Source organism: Vibrio sp. YT-17, from assembly GCF_033337375.1.
Lineage (GTDB): Bacteria > Pseudomonadota > Gammaproteobacteria > Enterobacterales > Vibrionaceae > Vibrio > Vibrio alginolyticus.
In genome coordinates this window covers 1-20,605 of sequence record NZ_JAWOQP010000011.1, presented here as the reverse complement: position 1 = coordinate 20,605, position 20,605 = coordinate 1, and the positions used below count along the sequence as shown (strand labels likewise).

Here is a 20,605-nt window from a genome sequence, read left to right as displayed (position 1 = left end):
CTGGAATTCCAGTCAAAATTTTACAAGTTAGTCTTGGATAAACTATGAACGACGATTTTGAGAAAGATTTCAATCTTGGGGGGAGTGTAGAGCGAGCTTTGTCTGGCAACTACGAGCTTAAAGCTGGCGCGGTTTTTAACGAAGCTTGGCGAGCAACCATCCAGCACTTTTTATCATTTTCTCCTGCCATTATTGTATTGCTTTTTGTCCAATTAGGTATTTTCTATATTGCATTAAAACTGCAGTTGGGCGATTTGACCGTTATTCTTGATGCATTTGAGAACCCAGAGTCGTTCACAAACGATATTGTGTCTTCTATTTATGTCGCGAATTTCAGTTATGAGGTGATTAGCGCACCAATTTATGCGGGGATCAGCTTGATGGCTATGAGCCATGTCGCTGGCCTGAAGACTAAGTTGCGCCATGTTGGAAAGGGGTTGCAGTTCACCATTCCTGTTATTCTAGCAACGCTCATGAGCTTAATGCTACAAGGTGTAGTTGGTATGATTTTTCCTTTACTGTCGCTGTATCTTTCCTTGGCATTTAGTCACTCTATTTTGTTGATTTGTGAGAAAAGGGTGCCACCAATGCAAGCGTTGCTGTTATCACTTCGCGCAATCAACAAGAAGATTTTTGTGGTCGCGGGGCTTTACTTAGGCGTGATGTTAATGTTTATTATTGCAGCAATGTTCTACGGTATTGGCTTGATTTTTGTGCTGCCATTCTTCTTCCATTTGAAAGGCATACTCTACCGCGAAATGTTTGGAATTAAGCTTAAGATCGTTACAACACAGAAAAACGATAATGATCACGATGGTAACTCACAGGTGTTTGATGCCTAATTCTTTGAAATCAATAAGTTTACGAGTGGCGGCAACCTGTATAGCCGCCACTTTCATTTCTATAGGCCCATATTTACACTACGAGAAACAGTTTAAATATGTGGAAAATCCTGACGTACTCTCTGGCAAGATTAAGCATGTCGATTTATCACACTTGCCATACATCGGTGATATCCCAGACTTCAATTCAATAAAAGATACGAAAGAGAAAAAAGCTGCTTTTTTTGATTTTTTAAGGCCTAAAATTGCTCTTGAGAATCAACGAATTCGTCATGAGCGGGCCTTTCTTACCTCTTTAAAGGTGGGACAAGTGACGCAAGAACAACAAGAGTATGCTCAGCGGTTATCATCTCTGTATTCGTTGCCCTTGAGTAACGATAAGATTGATCAAGCATGGCTAGACGAGATGCTTGTGAGAGTGAACGTCTTACCAGAAGCGTTGGTTCTAACTCAAGCGGCAAATGAATCTGCGTGGGGCACTTCTCGTTTTGCTACTCAAGCAAACAACTTGTTCGGCCAATGGTGTTATAAAAAGGGCTGTGGAATTGTTCCAGCGCAACGTGGCGCTAACAAAGTTCATGAAGTTGAAAAATTCGATTCTGTACAACAGTCTGTTCATGGCTACTTTATGAATGTTAATCGAAACCCAGCGTATGCAGACCTGCGTGAAATCAGAACATCTCTGGCTGAAAAGAACAAGGGCTTGTTAACGGTCGCAACCGCGTCAGAGTTAACGCATGGGTTGCTAGCCTATTCTGAACGTGGCATCGCCTATGTACACGATCTTCGCGCTATGATTCGTCATAACAACGCCTACTGGACGCAATAAAATAACGGATAAAATGAAAAAGTTAAGCCTAAGTCTGTTGGGAAGTGCGGCGCTAATTCTTGCATCGCCGATAACCCAAGCTCAAGAGTACATGTTCACGTACTCAAAGTTATATACTCAACTAAAAAACAACAATAAAGAAGGGCATGACGATGTGAAAGTTGGTGTCTTTTTTGTGGACGCAAAAACTAAACAAATTTGTACGATAGAAAAAGCTTGGATGGAAAAAGAAGAGCACTATGAAGAGTTTGTTATCCCTGCTTCACAAGAGTTGCCTTTACCAGTTGATAAAAACTTAAAGTCAGCGAATCCGTTGGTTTTTGTCGATACCCCAAAAGATACACGTTGCGATTACTCACTTGTCGTGATGACCAAAGAACCATTACAGGGTAACGTTTCTTACGACCAACTTAAGCCTCTTCTACCTCAAATGCAGACGATGCTGGAAGATTTAGGCGGTATGTTTGCGGGTTGGTTTACACCGGAAGTTCAAGGTGTGACGATGGAGTTTGCAAATCAACTGAATGATAAAGTGATTTTCTCAAACGGAACCGAAAAGCCAATTGTCAATGGCAAGATACAAGTCGCACTAAGTGAAATAGGGCAAGGTGGCACAATGACACTACCAGAACCGACGATGCGAGTGTTACCTTATCTACCTAACGCAAAGAAATGAACACTGAACGTTTAGAAAGGGCTGCAATCGCAGCTCTTTTTTAATTTTGACCGTAACTAAAGTATCTTTCACACTCTTTTCTTAAAGACTCAATAAGACAAGCATTTAATCCTGCGTAAAAAGCTCGTATAATCCACGCCCCAAAGAAACCCATGTTAGGAAGTCCTAGTCGATTTATCGGCGATGTGAGAGCCCGCAATGAACCAAATAGATACAAGAAAAGAAACCCTAGAATTCAACAAGCTTCAGAAACGCCTAAGAAGACATGTTGGAAATGCCATTACTGATTACAACATGATCGAAGAAGGCGATGTTGTAATGGCATGTATTAGCGGTGGTAAAGATTCATTCGCGATGCTTGATATCCTGCTGAATCTTCAAAAAGCCGCACCGATCAAATTTGAAGTGGTTGCGGTAAACCTAGACCAAAAACAACCGGGCTTCCCTGAGCACATTCTGCCAGAGTATTTCGAAACACTGAACATCCCTTACTATATCGTCGATAAGGACACGTATTCCGTCGTAAAAGAGAAGGTACCAGAAGGCAAAACCACTTGTGGTCTGTGTTCACGCCTGCGACGTGGTACGCTGTATTCATTTGCAGAGAAGATTGGTGCAACTAAGCTTGCGCTAGGTCATCACATGGATGACATCGTCGAAACAATGTTCTTGAATATGTTCCACGGCTCTCGCCTTAAAGCGATGCCACCAAAGCTACGCTCTGATGATGGTCGTAACGTGGTCATTCGTCCATTGACTTACTGTCGTGAAAAAGATTTGATCAAATACGCTGAGCACAAGGATTTCCCAATAATTCCGTGTAACCTTTGTGGCTCTCAAGAGAACCTTCAGCGTCAATCTATAAAAGCAATGTTGATTGAATGGGATAAGAAGACGCCAGGGCGTGTGGAGGCAATTTTTAAATCAATTCAAAACGTAAGCCCAAGCCAACTAGCAGACCGCGAATTGTTCGACTTTGTTAACTTACCGCTAGATCGTGAAGGTAACCGCGAAGAGTATGAATTTAATGAGGCTGTCGTTTCTTCGACGAATATTGATGAATCGATGTTCATCGATGTTACGAACATCTAACTCGTAAAAAAGGAGGTCAATTAGACCTCCTTTTTTGTACCCAACGCTTTAACTGTTCCCAAACAAAAATCCCCCTGTATTGGGGGGATTTATTAGCGCTTATTTGAAAGCGCTCAATACATAGCGATACTAAGGAGAGATTAGGTTGCTGTATGTGGGTCGAGAGGGCTAATATAGCCTTTTGGTTTTAGAGCCAACACGTCGCAATTTATTTTATCAATTACGTGCTCCGCTGTATTACCAATAAAGACAGCCGAAAGCCCTGTTCGCCCTGTGGTACCTAAAATAACCATTGCTGCGTTCAAGCGCTCTGCAGCTGCCGGAATGACATCTTCAGGTAAACCTTGCTCAACTATCGTTTGTTCTTCATCAAGACCATGTTTTTGGCGTAGTGCTTTCATAGCCGTTAAATGATGACCTCGCACTGCATCGGTATAAGTCGTTGGGTCAAATTCAGGAAGTTCAATCGTAATATTCGCCGGTGTAACGGGGTAGGCGTTAACAAGATATGGCTTGGCCTCAAGCCGAGTGGTGATTTCTTTTAATCGCTCGACCATCGTATCGTTGAGATCAATATGAGTCGGGTTTTCTGAGCCCACATGTACTGAGGCAAGGATACTTGCTTGTTCCGGCCAAGCAGCATTCTTAATAAGAAGCACTGGAATAGGGCATTTTCGCAACAAGTGCCAATCTGTCGGTGTGAAAATGACAGACTCTAAAACATCATGCTTACGTGTGCCTTTGATGACTAGGTCATGATTGCCTGCATAGACTTCAGCAATAATCGCCTCATAAGGGCGGTTGTGCCAGACAACACAAACATCAAAGTCGAAGCCATCGTTTAGGTATGGTTGAGCAATTTTACGCATCCACTGCTCACGCTGATGAATGACACCTCGACGCATAGCATCTCTTTCATCCACTGATAGCATTGACGTCATGTCATACGAGAAATCGTAAATGGATAAAAAGAAAGTGATTCGGCTTCTAGATACACTTTTCTGAGCTAATTGAACAGCTCTTGCAAGTGCGGGCTGCTCATCATTATTGATGTCAGCTACAACAAGGATCTTACTGTATATACTCATAACTAAGCCCACTTCTATTGCAAAACCAGATACTGAATGTAAATTAAATCAGTATTTTGGAGTACTCACCGTACATTTTTACTGTAGCTTAGTTTGGAGAACTTTTTGAGGACTTTCGAAAGGAATTTATGAGAAATATGATGTAGCTCATTTTCGAGCTACATCAATAATTAGGGTGTATTATTCTTTAGTTACACCAGCAAGTTCCATCAATGCATCGTGGTCTAAGATAGTGATATATTTACCTTTTACGCTTAGGATCTCAGATTTCTGGAAACGACCTAACAAACGACTGATCGTTTCGACTGTAAGACCAAGGTAGTTGCCAATATCACCACGAGTCATAGTTAAACGAAACTCTCTAGGGCTGAAGCCACGCTGAGAAAAACGCGTTGATAGGTTGTAAAGGAAAGCAGCTAGTCGCTCTTCTGCGTTCTTTTTAGAAAGAAGCAAAATCATTTCCTGATCACCTTTAATTTCGTTACTCATCAAACGCATGATTTGCTGGCGAAGCTTAGGCATTTTACCCGATAGATCGTCTAAAATTTCGTATGGGATTTCACATACCATCGACGTTTCGAGTGCTTGAGCAAAGCTAGGGTGGGAGTCACCAGTGATAGCATCGAAACCGACTAAGTCTCCAGCTAAGTGAAACGCTGTGATTTGCTCATCACCTTGCTCTGTGATCGTATAGCTCTTGATGGTACCAGAGCGGATAGCGTATAGCGATTTTAGCTCATCACCGGCCTTAAAAAGCTCTTGTCCTTTTTGAATAGGCTTCTTACGTTCGATGATTTGGTCAAGCTGGTCAAGTTCTGCCTCATTTAGAGTGAACGGGATACACAGTTGACTAATGCTACAATCTTGGCAATGAATGGCGCAACCGCCTGATTGGATACGCTTTGTTGCAGGTTTTTCAGAAATCATAACAACCTTTCACTATTTGATATACATCAATATTTTAGCATCGCTTAATCTTAAAGGGTAGCAAAAATGTCACCTCAATAGAGTTTAACGTTATATGAAACCGAGTAACGCTAAGGCTCCTACAGCGGTATACGTACCATAGCCAATAAGGATTAATGCTGAAATATTTCTAAATATTAATGATTTTTGTAATTTCTGAAAATGATTGGCACCGTATCCAATAATAAGCATTGCAGGTAGTGTTCCGAGCCCAAACGCAAGCATAATTAGGCCGCCGTTCATCGCACTACCAGAAACCGCCGACCAAGTAAGCGCTGAATAAACTAAGCCACATGGTAACCAACCCCAAATAAAGCCAAATGGCAACGCGTGAAGAGGATGCTTTAGTGGCAACAGATTCTTCCCTGCCGGCGAGATAAAGCGCCAGATATACTGCCCTAGCTTTTCTATTAAAAGTAAGCCTTGCCACCATTTAGCAATATACAGCGCGACCAGAATCATGAATAAGGCCGCAATCAGCCTTAACCAAGCAAGAGAGTGCGTTAACCCACTAAGTTCAGATAAACCTGATATAGCACCACCGACTAATGCTCCTATTAAGGTATAACTGATCAATCGTCCGAGGTTGTAGAAGAGGGGGATAAGAGGGGTAGTTTTATTTTTAGCAGAAGAGCCCATGGTAAGCAGAGACGCGATACCACCACACATACCCATACAATGACCGGCTCCTACTAAGCCGATCATCAACGCACCGATAAAATCAGGAGTCATAAAGGTCGCTACTTTTTATCACTATTAGATTGGTCTTCTTCGTCGAGAAGAATGTTGTGCCCTTGCCGTTCAAGATCTTCAAACTGATCGCTTCTTACTGCCCAAAGAAAAACGGCGACAGCAACACAAACGAGAACGATAGCGATGGGAATCAATATATAAAGACTTTCCATGTTTGCTTTCTCTACTTATTTCTCTTTGAGCAGGCGCAAAGAGTTAGATACAACGATAATTGAGCTTGCAGACATGCCAACTACTGCAATGTAGGGAGCCACTAAACCTGCGACCGCCAAAGGCAAAATTAACAGGTTGTAACCCAAAGACCAAGCCAAGTTTTCTCGAATAATCTTTCTTGTACGCAGTGCAAGCAAACGTGCTTCTAGTAGCTTTTCGAGATTATCCCCAAGTAACGTCATATCTGCAGAAGCTTTAGCGACATCTGTACCACCGCCCATTGCGACAGAAAGGTGAGCTCCGGCGAGAGTCGGCGCGTCATTGATTCCATCACCAACCATCATAGTGATACTGTTTTCGTCCAAGCTCTTAAGGTATGCAAGCTTATCTTCTGGCTTTGCTGACGCGACGATGTGATCGATACCAATTTCATTCGCCACTGGTTGGGCGTTTGAGAGAGAATCACCAGTTAGCAGGGTTGTCTTAATTCCAGCGTCAGCAAAACGTTGAATAAAGGCTTTGCTTTCTTTTCGGATAGGGTCGCGGTAGTAAAAGCTAGCGACATGCTTGCCATCAACCGACAGATAGACCGCCTGGCTTTCACCACTTTCTTTGCCTTGAACAAAAGCAGCACTACCTATCTTAACGATTTTGCCATTCCACATACCCTCAATCCCTGAACCAATCACGTTTTGCACGTCAGACACGATAAAGTCATCATTGGTGTAAGTTGCAAAAGAACGAGCGATAGGGTGGTTTGCATGAGCCTCTAAAGCTGCAGCTAGTGATAGACAATCTTTCTGTGGGAGATCACTAAGTACCTTTGTTTCACAGATCTCAATATCACCTTTCGTTAGAGTGCCTGTTTTATCTACAACTAAGTGGTTGATCTTACATAGTGTCTCAAACACATGGCCTTTACGAAGCAAAATGCCAAAATTACCCATTCTAGAGGTAGCACAAGTGAGAGCGGTCGGAGTAGCCAGAGATAGCGCACATGGGCATGTAGCGACTAACACAGACAGCATGATCCAAAACGCATCATCTGGTTTTGTTTGATGCCAGTAAAACCAAGTACCAGCAGAGATAATAAGAATCACACCAACAAAGTAACGGGCGACAATGTCTGCAATTTCCGCAATTTTAGGTTTGGAGTGTTGAGCTTCATCTTGTAAACGCACGATGTTAGAAATCATTGAATCGGCCTTTGAGCTTACTACCTCAAGTTCAAATGATTCGTCTCCGTTTAGTGTTCCCGCATAGACGACATCGCCTTCTCGTTTCACAACGTGCACTGACTCACCCGTTAACATGGATTCATCAATATGAATACGGCCTGAAATAACTTTACCGTCAGCGGGGATATGTTCACCAGGTAGAACGCGAATACGATCGCCAACTTTTAGCGTCTTCACGGGGATCTGATCACCGTCCAGCGTTGTAGCAATTGCAGGAATCAACTTAAGAAGGTTACCACTCGCTGCAGCAGCTTTGCGACGAGCGCGCATCTCTAAGAATCGACCTACTAACAAAAAGAAGGTAAACATCGAGATAGATTCAAAGAAGACTTCGCCTTGTTCAGTTACTGTTGCAACTAAACTTGCAACATAGGCAAAGATCAACGCGATAGAAACCGGGACATCCATACCAAGGGTTCGACCTTTGATACTACGCCATGCGTTTAAGTAAAATGGAAGAGCGGAATAAAGCAAAACAGGAGTAGCAAAAATCAAACTTACCCAACGAAAGTAACTTTTAAACTCTGGCTCTAAATCACCAAAGACTTCGAGATACAGTGCAACGGCGAGCATCATGACCTGCATGGTTGCTAAACCTGCAATACCTAGTCGATATAGATATTGCTTCATCATTCGATGGTAAGAGGCTTCTTGCTTATCTGCTTCAAAAGGTGCAGCTTTGTAACCAAGTTTATGAATAACGGAAAGGAGCTCGCTTAACCGTACCTGAGTTTTATCCCAGGCTAGTAACGCTCGATTGGTGGTTGTATTAACACGGATAGATACCAACCCGGCCGTATTAGAAACTTGCTTTTCGATTAACCACGCACAAGCGGCACATGAAACGCCTTCCAAAGAAAGGGTTACTTCAGAAACATTTTCGCGATTTCGTACGAATTCAGATTGTACATCCGCATTGTCATAATGAATTAAAGCTTGGAGTTGCTCTGGTACTAGGTCTGCCTTTTCTGCAGGCGCAGTGCGGTATTGGTAATATGATACAAGACCACTATCTACAATAGTCTGCGCCACAGTTTCGCAGCCCGGACAACACATGTCGCGAATTTCACCCAATATTTCTACTTTGAAATCCGTGTTGGCTGGTACATCTTCACCGCAGTGATAACAGGATTTACACATATGCTTACTTCATTAACGGTGTTGAAGAGGCAGGAAACTCAACTTTACCTTGGATCATCCATTGCTTGTCGTGTGGTTGTAGTTCAACAAACCATGGTCCTTGAATAGATTCCTCAGCTTTTAGTCGGTAATTACCAGATGCATCCGCTGTTACAAGCTTTGTGAAGTCACGATCAGGAAGAGTACGATGAGTGAAAGTGGCCGTTAGAGCAGGGTAATGAGGTAGCTTCCCTTTAGCGAAAACAATCACAACATTGTTATTTTCAGAGGAAATCTCAGCGTTAAGACCTAGGTCACGAGCGACATTCATTTTACTAATGTCGATATTAATGCCTTTGCCTTTTTTATAGTAATCCTCGGCGACTAAAGAAACAGAGTTGTTCGAGAAAACGACCACAGTAATCACAGTCCAAACTACGACAGTAAGAGGAAGGATGATTAGGAACCACGGCCAAAATTGTTTATACCAAGGCTTTACCATAAAAAAGTTCTCAACAGCTAAATGAAAAAATGTAAGGCGTTAAATTTAAAGGAAAGACAGCCCCTATGAAAGGGGCTGTTATTGCTATGTTACTTAATATCTCAGTTACTTACTCTCTGAGTTACTTAAGCTCCAGACATAAGAGGCAACGAGCTGAACTTTATCTTCACCCAAAATGTCTTTCCACGCGGGCATTACACCTGAGCGGCCGTTCATTACGGTTTCTGTTACAGCTGCACGAGACTCACCAAATAACCAGTCTTGGTCTGTAAGGTCAGGCGCACCGACTGCAGGGTTACCCTTACCATCCGTACCATGACAAGCAGCACACACTACGAAGCGTGCTTTACCTGCCGCGGCTTCACGAGCATTTACTTTACGACCAGATAGACTAAGTGTGTAACTTACAACTTCTTGAACACCTTGCTCACCAAGGGCATCTTTCCATGCTGGCATTTGACCAATACGGCCGTGCATGATGGTTGTAACGATCGCTGATGGCTCGCCACCATATAGCCATGCATCATCAGTCAGGTTAGGGAAGCCTTTCTGACCACGTGCATCAGAGCCATGGCATTGAGAACAGTTTTGCAAAAACAAACGCTGACCAACTTTTAATGCTTCAGGATCTTGCGCAATTTCAGGAATTGGGCGTAGACCACTGTCATTGTGCGCAAGTTTACGGAATGCTTCGCCGAAGTAAGCGTCGGCATCATCCAGTTCTTTTGCATATTGGTTTAGTTGCTTGTTCTCTTGTGCTGCAGCGATGGCTTCTTTTGACTCTTCTAGTGAGCGAACGGTTTGAGCCGAACTCTGCCAGTTTAAAAAGCCCTTGAAGCTACCTAGACCTGGGAATAGGGCAAGGTAAACTGCTGCGAACACAAATGTGCTTACAAACAGGTAAGTCCACCACTTTGGTAGAGGGTTGTTTAGCTCGCGAATACCATCGTACTCGTGGCCCATGTCTTCCCCTTCCTCGACGCCCATTTTATCTTTAGCGCACCAAGTCAGGAGAATCGCACAGCCTACTAGCGTACCGACAGTAATCACGATAATCCAGAGACTCCAGAATGTAGTCATTACTTCTTCACTCCTTGGTTATTAGGGGTCTTTTGTTCTTCGTCAGCAAACACCAAGTTGGCATCTTCTTCAAAGCGTGCTTTACGCTTTTTACTAAATGCCCACCATACGATGCCAATAAAACTAGCGAAGAGTACAACGGTATAAATACTATGAATTGTACCGAAATCCATATGATCCCCTTACTTCATTGCATGACCAAGAGACTGAAGGTAAGCGATGATTGCATCCATCTCTGTTTTACCTTCTACTTCTTTAGCCGAATTCGCGATCTCTTCATCAGTGTATGGAACGCCGAACTGATCACGAAATAGCTCAAGTTTCTTCTGAGTTAGCTTACCGTCTAAAACGTTTTCAGCTAGCCACGGGAAACCTGGCATGTTTGACTCAGGTACAAGCTCACGAGGATCTAACAGGTGAACACGGTGCCATTCGTCAGAATAACGACCACCAACACGAGCTAAATCCGGGCCTGTACGCTTAGAGCCCCAAAGGAATGGGTGTTCCCAAACACTCTCACCAGCAACAGAGTAGTGACCGTAACGTTCAGTCTCTGAGCGGAAAGGACGAACCATCTGGCTGTGACAGACGTTACAACCTTCACGGATGTAGATATCACGGCCTTCCATCTCCAAAGGAGTGTAAGCGCGCAGATTTTCTACAGGTTCAGTCGTTTGCTTTTGGAAAATCAGAGGAGTGATCTCTACAAGAGCACCCCAACTGATAGCAAACACGATAAAAATAGCCAACAAACCGACATTACGTTCTAAGATTTCATGGCGATTATTAGAATTATTACTCATTCTTAAATCTCCTTATGCCGGATGTGGGATAGCTTTTAGGCTTTCTTTAGGTGCACTTACCGTTTTGTACGTGTTGTATGCCATTAGGAACATACCAGATAGGAAGATAAATCCGCCTAGGAAACGTACAAAGTAGAACGGATAAGACGCTTCTACAGACTCAACAAAGCTGTAAGTTAGCGTACCGTCAGAGTTAACCGCGCGCCACATAAGACCTTGCATTACACCAGAGATCCACATCGCAACGATGTAAAGAACGGTACCGATTGTTGCTAGCCAGAAATGCACATTAACTAGACCAACAGAGTACATACGCTCTTGGCCAAATAGGCGAGGTACCAAGTGATATACAGAGCCGATAGAAACCATCGCAACCCAACCTAACGCACCAGAGTGAACGTGACCAATGGTCCAGTCTGTGTAGTGAGAAAGTGCGTTAACCGTCTTAATCGACATCATCGGGCCTTCAAAGGTAGACATACCGTAGAACGACAGTGAAACGATTAGGAAACGTAGGATAGGGTCATAACGAAGCTTATGCCATGCACCAGATAACGTCATAATACCGTTGATCATACCACCCCAAGAAGGAGCAAATAGAACCAGCGACATAACCATACCTAGAGACTGAGTCCAGTCTGGTAGCGCTGTATAATGAAGGTGGTGAGGGCCTGCCCAAATATATAGAGAAATAAGTGCCCAGAAGTGAACGATAGATAGACGGTAAGAATAAACAGGACGTTCAGCTTGTTTAGGAACGAAGTAGTACATCATACCTAGGAAACCAGCGGTCAGTAGGAAACCTACCGCATTGTGTCCATACCACCACTGAACCATCGCATCCACTGCGCCCGAGTAAATCGAGTAAGATTTACCAAGTGACACAGGAATAGCCATGCTGTTCACGATGTGAAGTACTGCTACTGTGATAATAAAGGCACCGAAGAACCAGTTTGCCACATAAATATGTGACGTGTTTCGCTTCACTAGTGTGCCGAAGAACACCACCGCATATGATACCCATACTAGCGCAATTGCGATATCAATAGGCCATTCTAGCTCAGCATACTCTTTACCCGATGTTAAACCGAGAGGCAAAGTAATGGCTGCTGCCAGGATGATTGCTTGCCAACCCCAAAAGGTGAAGGCAACGAGTGGGCCACCAAAAAGACGTGTTTGACATGTGCGCTGTACAACATAATAAGACGTTGCGAACAGAGCACTGGTACCAAACGCAAAAATTACCGCATTAGTATGCAGTGGACGTAAGCGACTGTACGTCAACCACGGCGTATCAAAGTTTAGCTGTGGCCAAACTAATTGAGCGGCAATCAAAACACCAACAGCCATACCAACTATGCCCCATAAAATGGTCACAAGGGTAAATTGGCGAACGACTGTATAGTTGTAGTTTTGTTCAAGCTGCTTTACTTGGCTCATTTGCATGCTTCCAATTTCTAATTAACTACACTTTTACTTCCAACACGACTTGCGTCGTAACACCACCCAAGTAAACTCTAGAATTCAAGTGTTATCATCACCTTATTTCCATTGCTGACTTTAATAAAAAGTGGCATTTTCAGCGTGACACTATACTTGAATTAACAATTCAATGACAGGGTAGTAACCTTACTGGACCTCTGGAAATCATTTTTTATTTAAAAAGTTTGAAGTTTGTAACAAGGATATTAGTAATTATGCCTGCACAAAAGTTAACAAAGGCGCGACTTGCACAAATCTTAATCATGCTCAGTGTTTTAATAGGCGCATTTTTCTGGCGTACCTTTACACACGAGAGTGTTAATAGCGTTGACTGTTCACAAAAAGAACGATGCGATGTAACAATTGAAGGAGAAATAATCACGATTAATCGTGACTCAATGGGAATTTCGCTCGAAACGACAGAAAGTAGCACTCTAAAAATTGATCTAAATCAATCTGGTAATTTTATCCATCTCAACGAAAAGCATAAGTCAGTAGAATGGGACATCATGCCTGAATCGAAAAAAATCACCTTTAAAAAAGGTGAAAACATTGTTGTAGTTCAATTATAAATACGATCTATCACGAGATAATCGTAACTTATTAATGAAATTAACACCTTCTTACCTAGAGAAAATTGGTTGGAATGGTATAACAGCAGAGTGATAACCAATTATAAAATCGTATGCATTGCCAATCAGTTTTTACTCATATTAAAGATGAAGACTCAGCGATAAAAACGCTCAGGTCCGAATTGACACAACAAAACTTGTCTTACGTGATGTGTTACTACACGGAAGAATACAATTTCGAGTTGATTCGAGAAGCGTTTCTTGCGCATTTTCCTGGTGTGCCTTTTCATGGCGCCAGTTCATGTCAAGCCGTAATGACAGATCAGGGCTTTCATACAGGACCAGTAATTGCGGCACTTGCTGTTTATGATACAGGTCCTCATGCTTATGGTACTGGTATTTCTAATCACAACTCAGGTGACAGCGTCACCAAGGCTTTGGATATGGCCCTTGAGAACGCAAACCGTGTTGGAGAGGTACCAAACTTAATTCTACTTCATGCTACACCAGGGCAAGAGGAATCAATCATTGCGTCTATAGATGAAAGATTTGGAACTCTAATTCCAATTATTGGTGGTTCGGCCGCTGATAATAACATCGCTGGGAAATGGTCTGTGATAACCGCCCAAGGATCTCAAACTTCAGGTTTAAGCTTAACTCTCTTTTACTCCTCTCAACCTGTTGATATCGCTTTTAGCGCTGGGCATACACCAACTAATATCAAAGGTGTTGCAACCAAGACCAACGATAGATGCTTACTTGAAATTGATAATGAACCTGCGCTCAATGTTTATAGAAGGTGGACAAATCACCAGGATAACCAAGTAGGTAAAGATAATATGCTGTTTACAAACTCGAGTGCTTATCCATTAGGGCGGATCGCAGGTCATCTCTATGATCGCCCATATTACAAGTTATCCCATCCGATCCGTGAGACGCCAGATGGTGGAATCGAGTTGTTTACACGAATAGAAGAGGGTGACGAGCTCACATTAATGAAAGGAAGTCGTGAGCATCTCGTTGCGCGCGCTGCAAAAGTCGTCAATGCCGCTTTTAACCAAAAATTAGAAGAGTCTCGAAAAATTGGAGTGATAAATATCTTTTGCGCAGGTCCCATGTTGCACTTAATGCAAGACATGAATAGCGTTTGTGAACAAATTAACCAAGAACTAGAACATTTGCCTTTTATTTGCCCTTTTACTTTCGGCGAGCAAGGTAGATTTATTGGTGGTGAGAATGGACATGGAAACCTGATGATTTCATCGGCTATATTCCATAAACCTTATGAAAGATAAATACTTAGACATATATCAACAGGAAGCGCTTCAAGAAGCGTTAGTTGAGCTAAAGCAGGCTAGACAAAGAGAACGACTACTCGCTGATGAAAACAAGGCCATTCTTTCCGCGATATCTGCGATGAGTGAGGCAAAGAATCGGCATGAGATATTTACGGGATTAAACAATGTCCTCAAAAAGTACATCAACTTCGATGATTTTATTGTACTGACTCGTGATGGTGAACGATATCCCTTCAAGACGTTGATATCAACTAATAGCGTATTTGATAATGTATCCTGGTTACACGGTAACACCTATCAAAGAGCTCTCAATGGTGAATGCATTCTACTGTTCGAGCCAGATAAACTCGCTGAGTTTGTTAACTTAAACAGCTTTATAAAAAGCCATGTAAACTCGGTCGTTTTAACTGGTATACGTTCAGAAGTAACGCAAACCGTAATCCTACTTATTGGAGCTCAGAAAGGGCACTTTAGCATAGAGAATAAGGAAACCTTGAGGCGGTTTCGTCCCTTAATTGAAAGGGCGGTCATTGATATCGAGACCAAAGAGAAGTTACAACGTATCGTTGAAGTAAGAACAACTCAGCTCGCTAAAGCAAGAGAAGAAGCAGAGCTTGCGAACCGGTCTAAGTCGGAGTTCTTAGCGATGATGAGTCATGAAATAAGAACCCCTTTAAATTCCGTTCTTGGAATGCTAGATATACTGAAGCAATCAACCTTGTCAGAAGAACAAATTGATGCTTTGAGCCAAATGGAGTGCTCTGCAGAGTTACTTCTCGCGATAATCAGTGACATTCTTGACCTTTCTAAAATCGAGTCAGGTCGCTTTCAGCTCAATGAACAATGGATTAACTTAAGAGACACTGTCACTTTTGTTATTTCTCAGCAAAAACAAATAGCTAAGAAGAAAGATCTTAAATTCAAGCTCAACTGTACTGTCACTAATGACAAACAATTTTGGATTGACTCCACGCGGTTATCTCAAATTCTGTTTAATCTAATAGGGAATGCAATAAAGTTTACAGACGAAGGTGAAGTAAAAGTTTCTGTATCTGAGCAAGATGCTGAACTTGTGATCTCAATATCTGACACTGGAATTGGTATATCTAAAGCAAAGCAAGAGCACTTGTTTACGGCATTTCATCAAGGAGACCGTTCCATCACGAGACGCTTTGGTGGTACAGGACTGGGACTCGCAATAACCAAGCATTTAGTTGAAATGATGCGTGGCAAGATTGCCGTTAAAAGTGACGAGCATGTTGGTTCAACCTTTACGATTTCGATTCCAGTTTTGACTCGTTGCAATCAAAATCGTCCAGTTAGAATCGAAACCAATCAACCGACAAAAGCAATGGAACTTCTCGTCGTAGAAGATACCGAATCGAATCAGTTCGTAATAAAGCTTATCTTAAATAAGCTTGGCCATAATGTTCATATCGCAAGCCATGGAGCAGAGGCATTAACATTTTTAGAAGAGAATGAGGATTTAATCGATTTGATTCTCATGGATGTCTCGATGCCAGTGATGGATGGAATTACCGCAACAAGACTTATTCGAGATAAAGGTCTCAGGACCCCAATTATAGCGTTAACTGCACATGCGCTAGAAAGCGATAGAGATAAATGCCTGGATGCCGGTATGGACGGATTCATTTCCAAGCCAGTTAGAAGACAAGATATCTTTGAAGCTATACAGTCATTTCAATAAGTAAAAAGGCGTTAATATAGATCTTAACAATCGATAGATTATTAAGATCTATATTAAGTATTTTATGGTAAATAACGATTATGTTTAATGCTCACAGTAAGGCCCTTAAATTTAAAATCTGCAGGGGAATAGGAGCATACTCAGACAACATTTAGCGTACAGCAATATACAATTTAACATAATATACATAATGCGTACCAAGGGGTGGGGTCTCAAAGCAATAATGTCCGGTTTTAGCTACTTTAAAATGTCCTCCTAAGGTTAACAACATTGTTTGCTTTTGAGGCTTTAACCGAGGTTCCTGTGGACTTGCAATCGCTAGTTTGGTTTGTGGTTATGCTTACGAAGCAAATCAAATCTCTTATTGAAAATTGATGCGCGCTTAGTCCTCGACTTACTTTACTGGTGTGTTCTTCCTTAAACACCTGAGAATCAATATATCTATGATGGTGACGGCCAACTCACTGAGTTCGCCATTCAATGTCATAACTACTTTAACGAACTCAAACGCGCTGCTGAGCAAAAAGCCTTTCATGCTCGCCTCGTACAACAGCAAAAATCAGCTAAACGCTCTAATCGCTCCGCAACGAAATCTGCCAAAAATCACGAGCTCAGTTGCGTTCTGAAACATTTATAAGCCTGTGGTTATATGGAGGCGAATGTACTTTTCGGGGGATTTGTAACGATAGCGTTTTCCTTTCTTCAAGTTGGACTTAACGTACCTACACACTTTTTGGTCACCACTACTGGTTACTCTTTTTATTACTGCGTTTTTACTTTTGTGCTCCATTTCTATCATGACGTCACAATAACCTTGATAGCCATCAAACTTATTGTCTACTTTCTTTTGAAGCTTAGTCTTAATCTTTTTAGCCAACAGGTTCGTTTCTGAATCGTCAGCAAAAACTGAATTACTTGCAAAGATCAATATCATTAAAGTTACAACGTATCTCATCGTTTTGGTCCGTTTATGTTGTTGATTGTTCAATGATAAGTAATTTTTCTGTAGATACGAAAATGGGACGTCACATTGCGTCCCATTTAACATGATGAAGTAACTGATATGTAATTAAGCGCGCTTCTTGCCTTTGTTTGCTTTGAAGCCCTGATGCGGAAAAACGTTACGAATCCTCTGTTGAACTTTTTTGGGAATGCCTTTGGAAAAGCTTAAGCGCATTCCTGTTCGTTGGCTATACACCTTCATTTCACCAGTAAACGGGTTATGCTCACTAATATCCTGTAAGTTGTGTTTGAAAGAAGGAGGTAGATGCCCTTTTACGTTACTAATATGGCCATTATCGAACTTTACTTTTAACACCGGCCTATCGACTGCGATCAACCAAAAGATCACGATGGCTGCAATTAAGATTACATATAACATTTGGCACTCCCTATCCTAGCTAGATAGCAATTTACTCAAATCCTCTTTAATTGAGGTAACTTTTTGACTCGCTTTTTCACTTCTCGACGCTTCGGAAAGCAAATATTCAATTGCGTCAGATAACGTACAACCAAGTTCATTCGCTCTACTAGAAAGCTTTTCCCAAACTCGGTAATCTAAATCAATGGATTTCTTCTTTGTATGGACTTGCTCTGCATTGAAGTGACGTTTCCGTTTCGCTCGGATAGCCTGCTTGAGTTTATTATCTAACTCTTCTGACATGTGGTTTTCTATCCAAGCCAAGACAAGTGTAGGCTCGTGTTCAAGGCGTTTTAGTTCTGCGACCGCTGCATCTGCTTCGCTTGTATCAATATGTCGGGTAATCGCTTCACCATCTTTCCATTTTTTGATGAGATACTTCCATTTCCACCCACATTCTAGATTCTCAAGCTGTTGATATTTCATTTGTTCCGACCCATAAACATAACCTAGTGACAGCGTAACCCAGATGGTTTACTTGGGCAAATAAAACTCTTAGAAGTATCGATGTTGATCACTCATTTGTCTAAGTATTGTTCATTGAGAGTTGAATGCCGAGAACAAACCAAATTGGTGCTAGGGTGTTATAGTCCGTTTCGTTATAATGTCGGCAAGATTGAATTACGATGAATTTTAATGAACCAACTTAATTGGCAAGACGTAACACCTTCACTTGAGCGGTACGAAGCACTTTTAAAGTCTGCACCTTCGTTACCAAAGAAGTCTTTTACTGAGCTCCAACCGAGAATGTCGGCAACGATATCTCGTTTTTCAAAAATTTCCGGATTGACGCGAGTACTACTCATTAACTGCGTAGATAATTCTGTATATAGAGAGTTCATCAGTAAAGCTCTTCAGAGCCAGTCTAACGCTGCGATAGTTTTGTCGGAATCACTTGATGCCAAACGTTTATTTGACCGTTACAGTGTTGATGTAAGTGGTGATATTGCCTTCCAACCTGGTTTAATTTCACAGGCAGATAACGGTTACTTAATAGTACCGGCTAATCTAATTTTGGCTAACCCAGGGCTTTGGCCAAATATAAAGTCTGCAATTCAACAAAACCTTATCGAGCCACTGAACCTAAGCCCTACTCGTTTACCTACTTCAGTACCGCAAGCTAAAGCCTATGATGTAAAACTGATTGTAACAGGAGAAAGAAGTCAGTTAGCAGAGCTAGAATACATCGATGAAGACTTCTGTTCTGGCTTTGCCATGTATACGGAAGTTGAAGAAGATATTCATCTGTCAGAGCAGAATTTGACAGATTACTTTGGTTTAGTGAACTGGATATGTTCTCAATATCAGCTGCCTCACTTAACTGAATGTGGTTTTAGAAGATTGTTGCTGGCCGGTATGAGATTTACTGAAGATCAACATTATCTGCCTTTAGGAGTAATGTGGCACTCTCAACTTCTAACGCTTGCTAGCCAGTTCAGTGATGGCCACGCATTAGATTACAAGTCGTTAGATAAAGCGATTGACGATAAGTATTACCGAGAATCTTACCTTCCTCAGCGTGCCGTGTACGATATTTTAGATGGCCAAGTCATCATTGAGACAACTGGGGAACAAGTTGGTCAAATCAATGGCCTAACCGTTATTGATATGGCTGGGCACCCTGTCAGCTATGGTGAGCCTGCACGAATATCTTGTGTAATTCATTTTGGTGATGGCGATGTTTCCGATGTTGAGCGCAAAGCTGAGCTTGGAGGCAATCTACATGCAAAAGGCATGATGATTATGCAAGCTTTCTTGAGCTCTGCTCTGAAACTGGATGAACCACTGCCTTACTCTGCCTCCATCGTATTTGAACAGTCTTATAGTGAAGTTGATGGTGACAGCGCATCTCTTGCAGAACTTTGTTGCTTGGTGAGTGCTTTATCTGAATCTCCAATTAATCAACAAGTTGCTGTTACAGGAGCTGTTGATCAGTTTGGTCGAGTGCAAGCCGTCGGTGGCTTGAACGAAAAAATTGAAGGCTTTTATCAGGTTTGTAAACATCAAGGTTTTACAGGAAATCAAGGTGTTGTGATGCCAAAATCAAACCTTAAACACCTTGCATTACATAAAGATGTAATAGAAAGCATTAAAAATGGTGAGTTCCATATTTGGTCCGTTTCTACCGTAGATGAAGCTATTCCGATTGTAATGAATAAACCTTTTAGAGGTGAAGACGATAGCATTATTGGCAAAATAGCGGAACGTATTGAAAACTTTGAAAGACATGAGCATCCAGAAGGAATTGTGCAGCGCATCAAAAACTGGTTTGTCTAGTACTGATCGGAGTTGTTTAGCGTACACGTGTTCACTAAGATGCAGCTATCAAAAATTGGAGTAATTGATAATGCAAAACAAACGTGATTCTTATAACCGTGACGATCTACTTGCTTCTAGCCAAGGCGAACTGTTTGGGCCTGGTTACCCTCAGCTTCCTGCGCCAAACATGCTAATGATGGATCGTGTTACTAAAATGTCTGAGACTGAAGGCGATTTTGGTAAAGGTTTGATCTTGGCGGAATTGGATATTACTCCAGATTTGTGGTTCTTTGACTGCCACTTCCCTGGCGACCCTGTAATGCCGGGTTGTCTTGGCCTTGATGCGATGTGGCAACTTGTTGGTTTCTTCCTTGGCTGGGTTGGTGGCAAAGGAAAAGGTCGTGCTCTGGGTGTTGGCGAAGTGAAGTTTACAGGTCAGATCCTGCCAACAGCGAAAAAAGTGACGTACGAGATCCACATGAAACGCGTTGTAAACCGTAAACTTGTGATGGGTTTGGCCGACGGTCGTGTATGTGTGGACGGCAAAGAAATCTACGTAGCAAAAGATTTGAAAGTTGGCTTGTTCCAAGATACTTCAAGCTTCTAATCTCGATTTTAATCGATTTATTAAGGCTCCTATTTAGGAGCCTTTTTGTTTTCAGCCCTAAACCACCTACTTCAGTAGGTGGTTATCATCCGTTTCGGCTTTGCCTGTAAAACTACTC

23 protein-coding genes are annotated in these 20,605 nt (G+C 42.1%); 9 read left to right on the top strand and 14 right to left on the bottom strand.

The window, feature by feature from the left end; all coding sequences use genetic code 11:
- The first annotated feature begins 44 nt into the window (after positions 1 to 44).
- The 4 genes from R7F67_RS12285 to ttcA all read left to right on the top strand — a co-directional run bounded on the left by R7F67_RS12285 (position 45) and on the right by ttcA (position 3,439).
- Complete coding sequence (locus R7F67_RS12285) at positions 45 to 842, top strand: hypothetical protein (protein WP_005377508.1); 798 nt, start codon at positions 45 to 47, stop codon at positions 840 to 842.
- On the top strand, positions 835 to 1,671 hold the full coding sequence (locus R7F67_RS12280) for a glucosaminidase domain-containing protein (RefSeq protein WP_017634900.1): 837 nt from the start codon (positions 835 to 837) through the stop codon (positions 1,669 to 1,671). The genes R7F67_RS12285 and R7F67_RS12280 overlap by 8 nt, the downstream gene beginning before the upstream one ends.
- Before the next feature lie 13 nt (positions 1,672 to 1,684).
- On the top strand, positions 1,685 to 2,347 hold the full coding sequence (locus R7F67_RS12275; protein ID WP_149191782.1) for a DUF2987 domain-containing protein: 663 nt from the start codon (positions 1,685 to 1,687) through the stop codon (positions 2,345 to 2,347).
- Between the two features lie 198 nt (positions 2,348 to 2,545).
- Positions 2,546 to 3,439 carry a tRNA 2-thiocytidine(32) synthetase TtcA gene (ttcA, locus tag R7F67_RS12270; protein ID WP_005377502.1) on the top strand — a complete coding sequence of 298 codons (894 nt, stop codon included), beginning with the start codon at positions 2,546 to 2,548 and terminating at the stop codon, positions 3,437 to 3,439.
- Between the two features lie 140 nt (positions 3,440 to 3,579).
- Here the strand turns inward: ttcA and uspE are convergent, their stop codons facing one another.
- The 10 genes from uspE to ccoN form a co-directional block, all read right to left on the bottom strand.
- Positions 3,580 to 4,527, bottom strand: coding sequence for a universal stress protein UspE (uspE, locus tag R7F67_RS12265; protein WP_054576884.1), 948 nt, complete (start codon positions 4,525 to 4,527; stop codon positions 3,580 to 3,582).
- A gap of 180 nt (positions 4,528 to 4,707) precedes the next feature.
- Positions 4,708 to 5,454 (bottom strand): FNR family transcription factor, encoded by a 747-nt coding sequence (locus tag R7F67_RS12260; RefSeq protein ID WP_005377497.1) that lies wholly within the window; start codon positions 5,452 to 5,454, stop codon positions 4,708 to 4,710.
- A 90-nt stretch (positions 5,455 to 5,544) separates the two neighbouring features.
- Positions 5,545 to 6,225, bottom strand: coding sequence for a sulfite exporter TauE/SafE family protein (locus R7F67_RS12255; RefSeq protein WP_017634899.1), 681 nt, complete (start codon positions 6,223 to 6,225; stop codon positions 5,545 to 5,547).
- An 8-nt stretch (positions 6,226 to 6,233) separates the two neighbouring features.
- Complete coding sequence (gene ccoS, locus R7F67_RS12250; RefSeq protein ID WP_005377493.1) at positions 6,234 to 6,398, bottom strand: cbb3-type cytochrome oxidase assembly protein CcoS; 165 nt, start codon at positions 6,396 to 6,398, stop codon at positions 6,234 to 6,236.
- 15 nt (positions 6,399 to 6,413) lie between these two features.
- Positions 6,414 to 8,777: a heavy metal translocating P-type ATPase gene (locus R7F67_RS12245; RefSeq protein ID WP_054576883.1), complete on the bottom strand. Its 2,364-nt coding sequence runs from the start codon at positions 8,775 to 8,777 to the stop codon at positions 6,414 to 6,416.
- A gap of 4 nt (positions 8,778 to 8,781) precedes the next feature.
- Positions 8,782 to 9,258, bottom strand: a complete 477-nt coding sequence (locus R7F67_RS12240) for a FixH family protein (protein WP_005377489.1) — start codon at positions 9,256 to 9,258, stop codon at positions 8,782 to 8,784.
- 105 nt (positions 9,259 to 9,363) lie between these two features.
- Entirely contained in the window at positions 9,364 to 10,338 is a 975-nt protein-coding gene (gene ccoP, locus R7F67_RS12235; RefSeq protein WP_318057195.1) for a cytochrome-c oxidase, cbb3-type subunit III, read from the bottom strand.
- Positions 10,338 to 10,511 (bottom strand): cbb3-type cytochrome oxidase subunit 3, encoded by a 174-nt coding sequence (locus tag R7F67_RS12230; RefSeq protein ID WP_005377485.1) that lies wholly within the window; start codon positions 10,509 to 10,511, stop codon positions 10,338 to 10,340. Before R7F67_RS12230 ends, ccoP begins: the two co-directional genes overlap by 1 nt.
- Positions 10,512 to 10,520: 9 nt before the next feature.
- Positions 10,521 to 11,141 carry a cytochrome-c oxidase, cbb3-type subunit II gene (ccoO, locus tag R7F67_RS12225; RefSeq protein WP_005377475.1) on the bottom strand — a complete coding sequence of 207 codons (621 nt, stop codon included), beginning with the start codon at positions 11,139 to 11,141 and terminating at the stop codon, positions 10,521 to 10,523.
- Between the two features lie 12 nt (positions 11,142 to 11,153).
- Positions 11,154 to 12,581 carry a cytochrome-c oxidase, cbb3-type subunit I gene (gene ccoN / locus R7F67_RS12220; protein WP_005396488.1) on the bottom strand — a complete coding sequence of 476 codons (1,428 nt, stop codon included), beginning with the start codon at positions 12,579 to 12,581 and terminating at the stop codon, positions 11,154 to 11,156.
- A 257-nt stretch (positions 12,582 to 12,838) separates the two neighbouring features.
- Here ccoN and R7F67_RS12215 point away from each other — a divergent pair, with 257 nt between their 5' ends.
- From R7F67_RS12215 to R7F67_RS12205, 3 genes are all read left to right on the top strand, one after another.
- Positions 12,839 to 13,195 (top strand): hypothetical protein, encoded by a 357-nt coding sequence (locus R7F67_RS12215; protein WP_054576882.1) that lies wholly within the window; start codon positions 12,839 to 12,841, stop codon positions 13,193 to 13,195.
- A 113-nt stretch (positions 13,196 to 13,308) separates the two neighbouring features.
- The gene (locus tag R7F67_RS12210; protein ID WP_017634895.1) at positions 13,309 to 14,490 is read left to right on the top strand and encodes an FIST signal transduction protein; all 1,182 of its coding nucleotides are present in this window, start codon (positions 13,309 to 13,311) and stop codon (positions 14,488 to 14,490) included.
- Complete coding sequence (locus tag R7F67_RS12205) at positions 14,480 to 16,201, top strand: ATP-binding protein (RefSeq protein ID WP_054576881.1); 1,722 nt, start codon at positions 14,480 to 14,482, stop codon at positions 16,199 to 16,201. The genes R7F67_RS12210 and R7F67_RS12205 overlap by 11 nt, the downstream gene beginning before the upstream one ends.
- Positions 16,202 to 16,832: 631 nt before the next feature.
- On the opposite strand, the gene R7F67_RS12200 is transcribed toward R7F67_RS12205, so the two are convergent.
- The 4 genes from R7F67_RS12200 to R7F67_RS12185 form a co-directional block, all read right to left on the bottom strand.
- Positions 16,833 to 17,156, bottom strand: coding sequence for a hypothetical protein (locus R7F67_RS12200; RefSeq protein ID WP_054702349.1), 324 nt, complete (start codon positions 17,154 to 17,156; stop codon positions 16,833 to 16,835).
- 114 nt (positions 17,157 to 17,270) lie between these two features.
- Positions 17,271 to 17,582, bottom strand: coding sequence for a DUF3634 family protein (locus R7F67_RS12195; protein WP_005377468.1), 312 nt, complete (start codon positions 17,580 to 17,582; stop codon positions 17,271 to 17,273).
- Between the two features lie 15 nt (positions 17,583 to 17,597).
- Positions 17,598 to 18,047: a macrodomain Ter protein MatP gene (gene matP / locus R7F67_RS12190; RefSeq protein WP_005396497.1), complete on the bottom strand. Its 450-nt coding sequence runs from the start codon at positions 18,045 to 18,047 to the stop codon at positions 17,598 to 17,600.
- 173 nt (positions 18,048 to 18,220) lie between these two features.
- Positions 18,221 to 18,463 carry a hypothetical protein gene (locus R7F67_RS12185; RefSeq protein WP_021033883.1) on the bottom strand — a complete coding sequence of 81 codons (243 nt, stop codon included), beginning with the start codon at positions 18,461 to 18,463 and terminating at the stop codon, positions 18,221 to 18,223.
- On the opposite strand from R7F67_RS12185, the gene R7F67_RS12180 reads away from it, so the two are divergent.
- Together R7F67_RS12180 and fabA are read left to right on the top strand one after the other, a co-directional pair.
- Positions 18,369 to 19,898: a Lon protease family protein gene (locus R7F67_RS12180; RefSeq protein WP_226977269.1), complete on the top strand. Its 1,530-nt coding sequence runs from the start codon at positions 18,369 to 18,371 to the stop codon at positions 19,896 to 19,898. The two genes, R7F67_RS12185 and R7F67_RS12180, sit on opposite strands and share 95 nt — an antisense overlap.
- 70 nt (positions 19,899 to 19,968) lie before the next feature.
- Positions 19,969 to 20,487 carry a bifunctional 3-hydroxydecanoyl-ACP dehydratase/trans-2-decenoyl-ACP isomerase gene (fabA, locus tag R7F67_RS12175; protein ID WP_005390081.1) on the top strand — a complete coding sequence of 173 codons (519 nt, stop codon included), beginning with the start codon at positions 19,969 to 19,971 and terminating at the stop codon, positions 20,485 to 20,487.
- Positions 20,488 to 20,605: the final 118 nt, after the last annotated feature.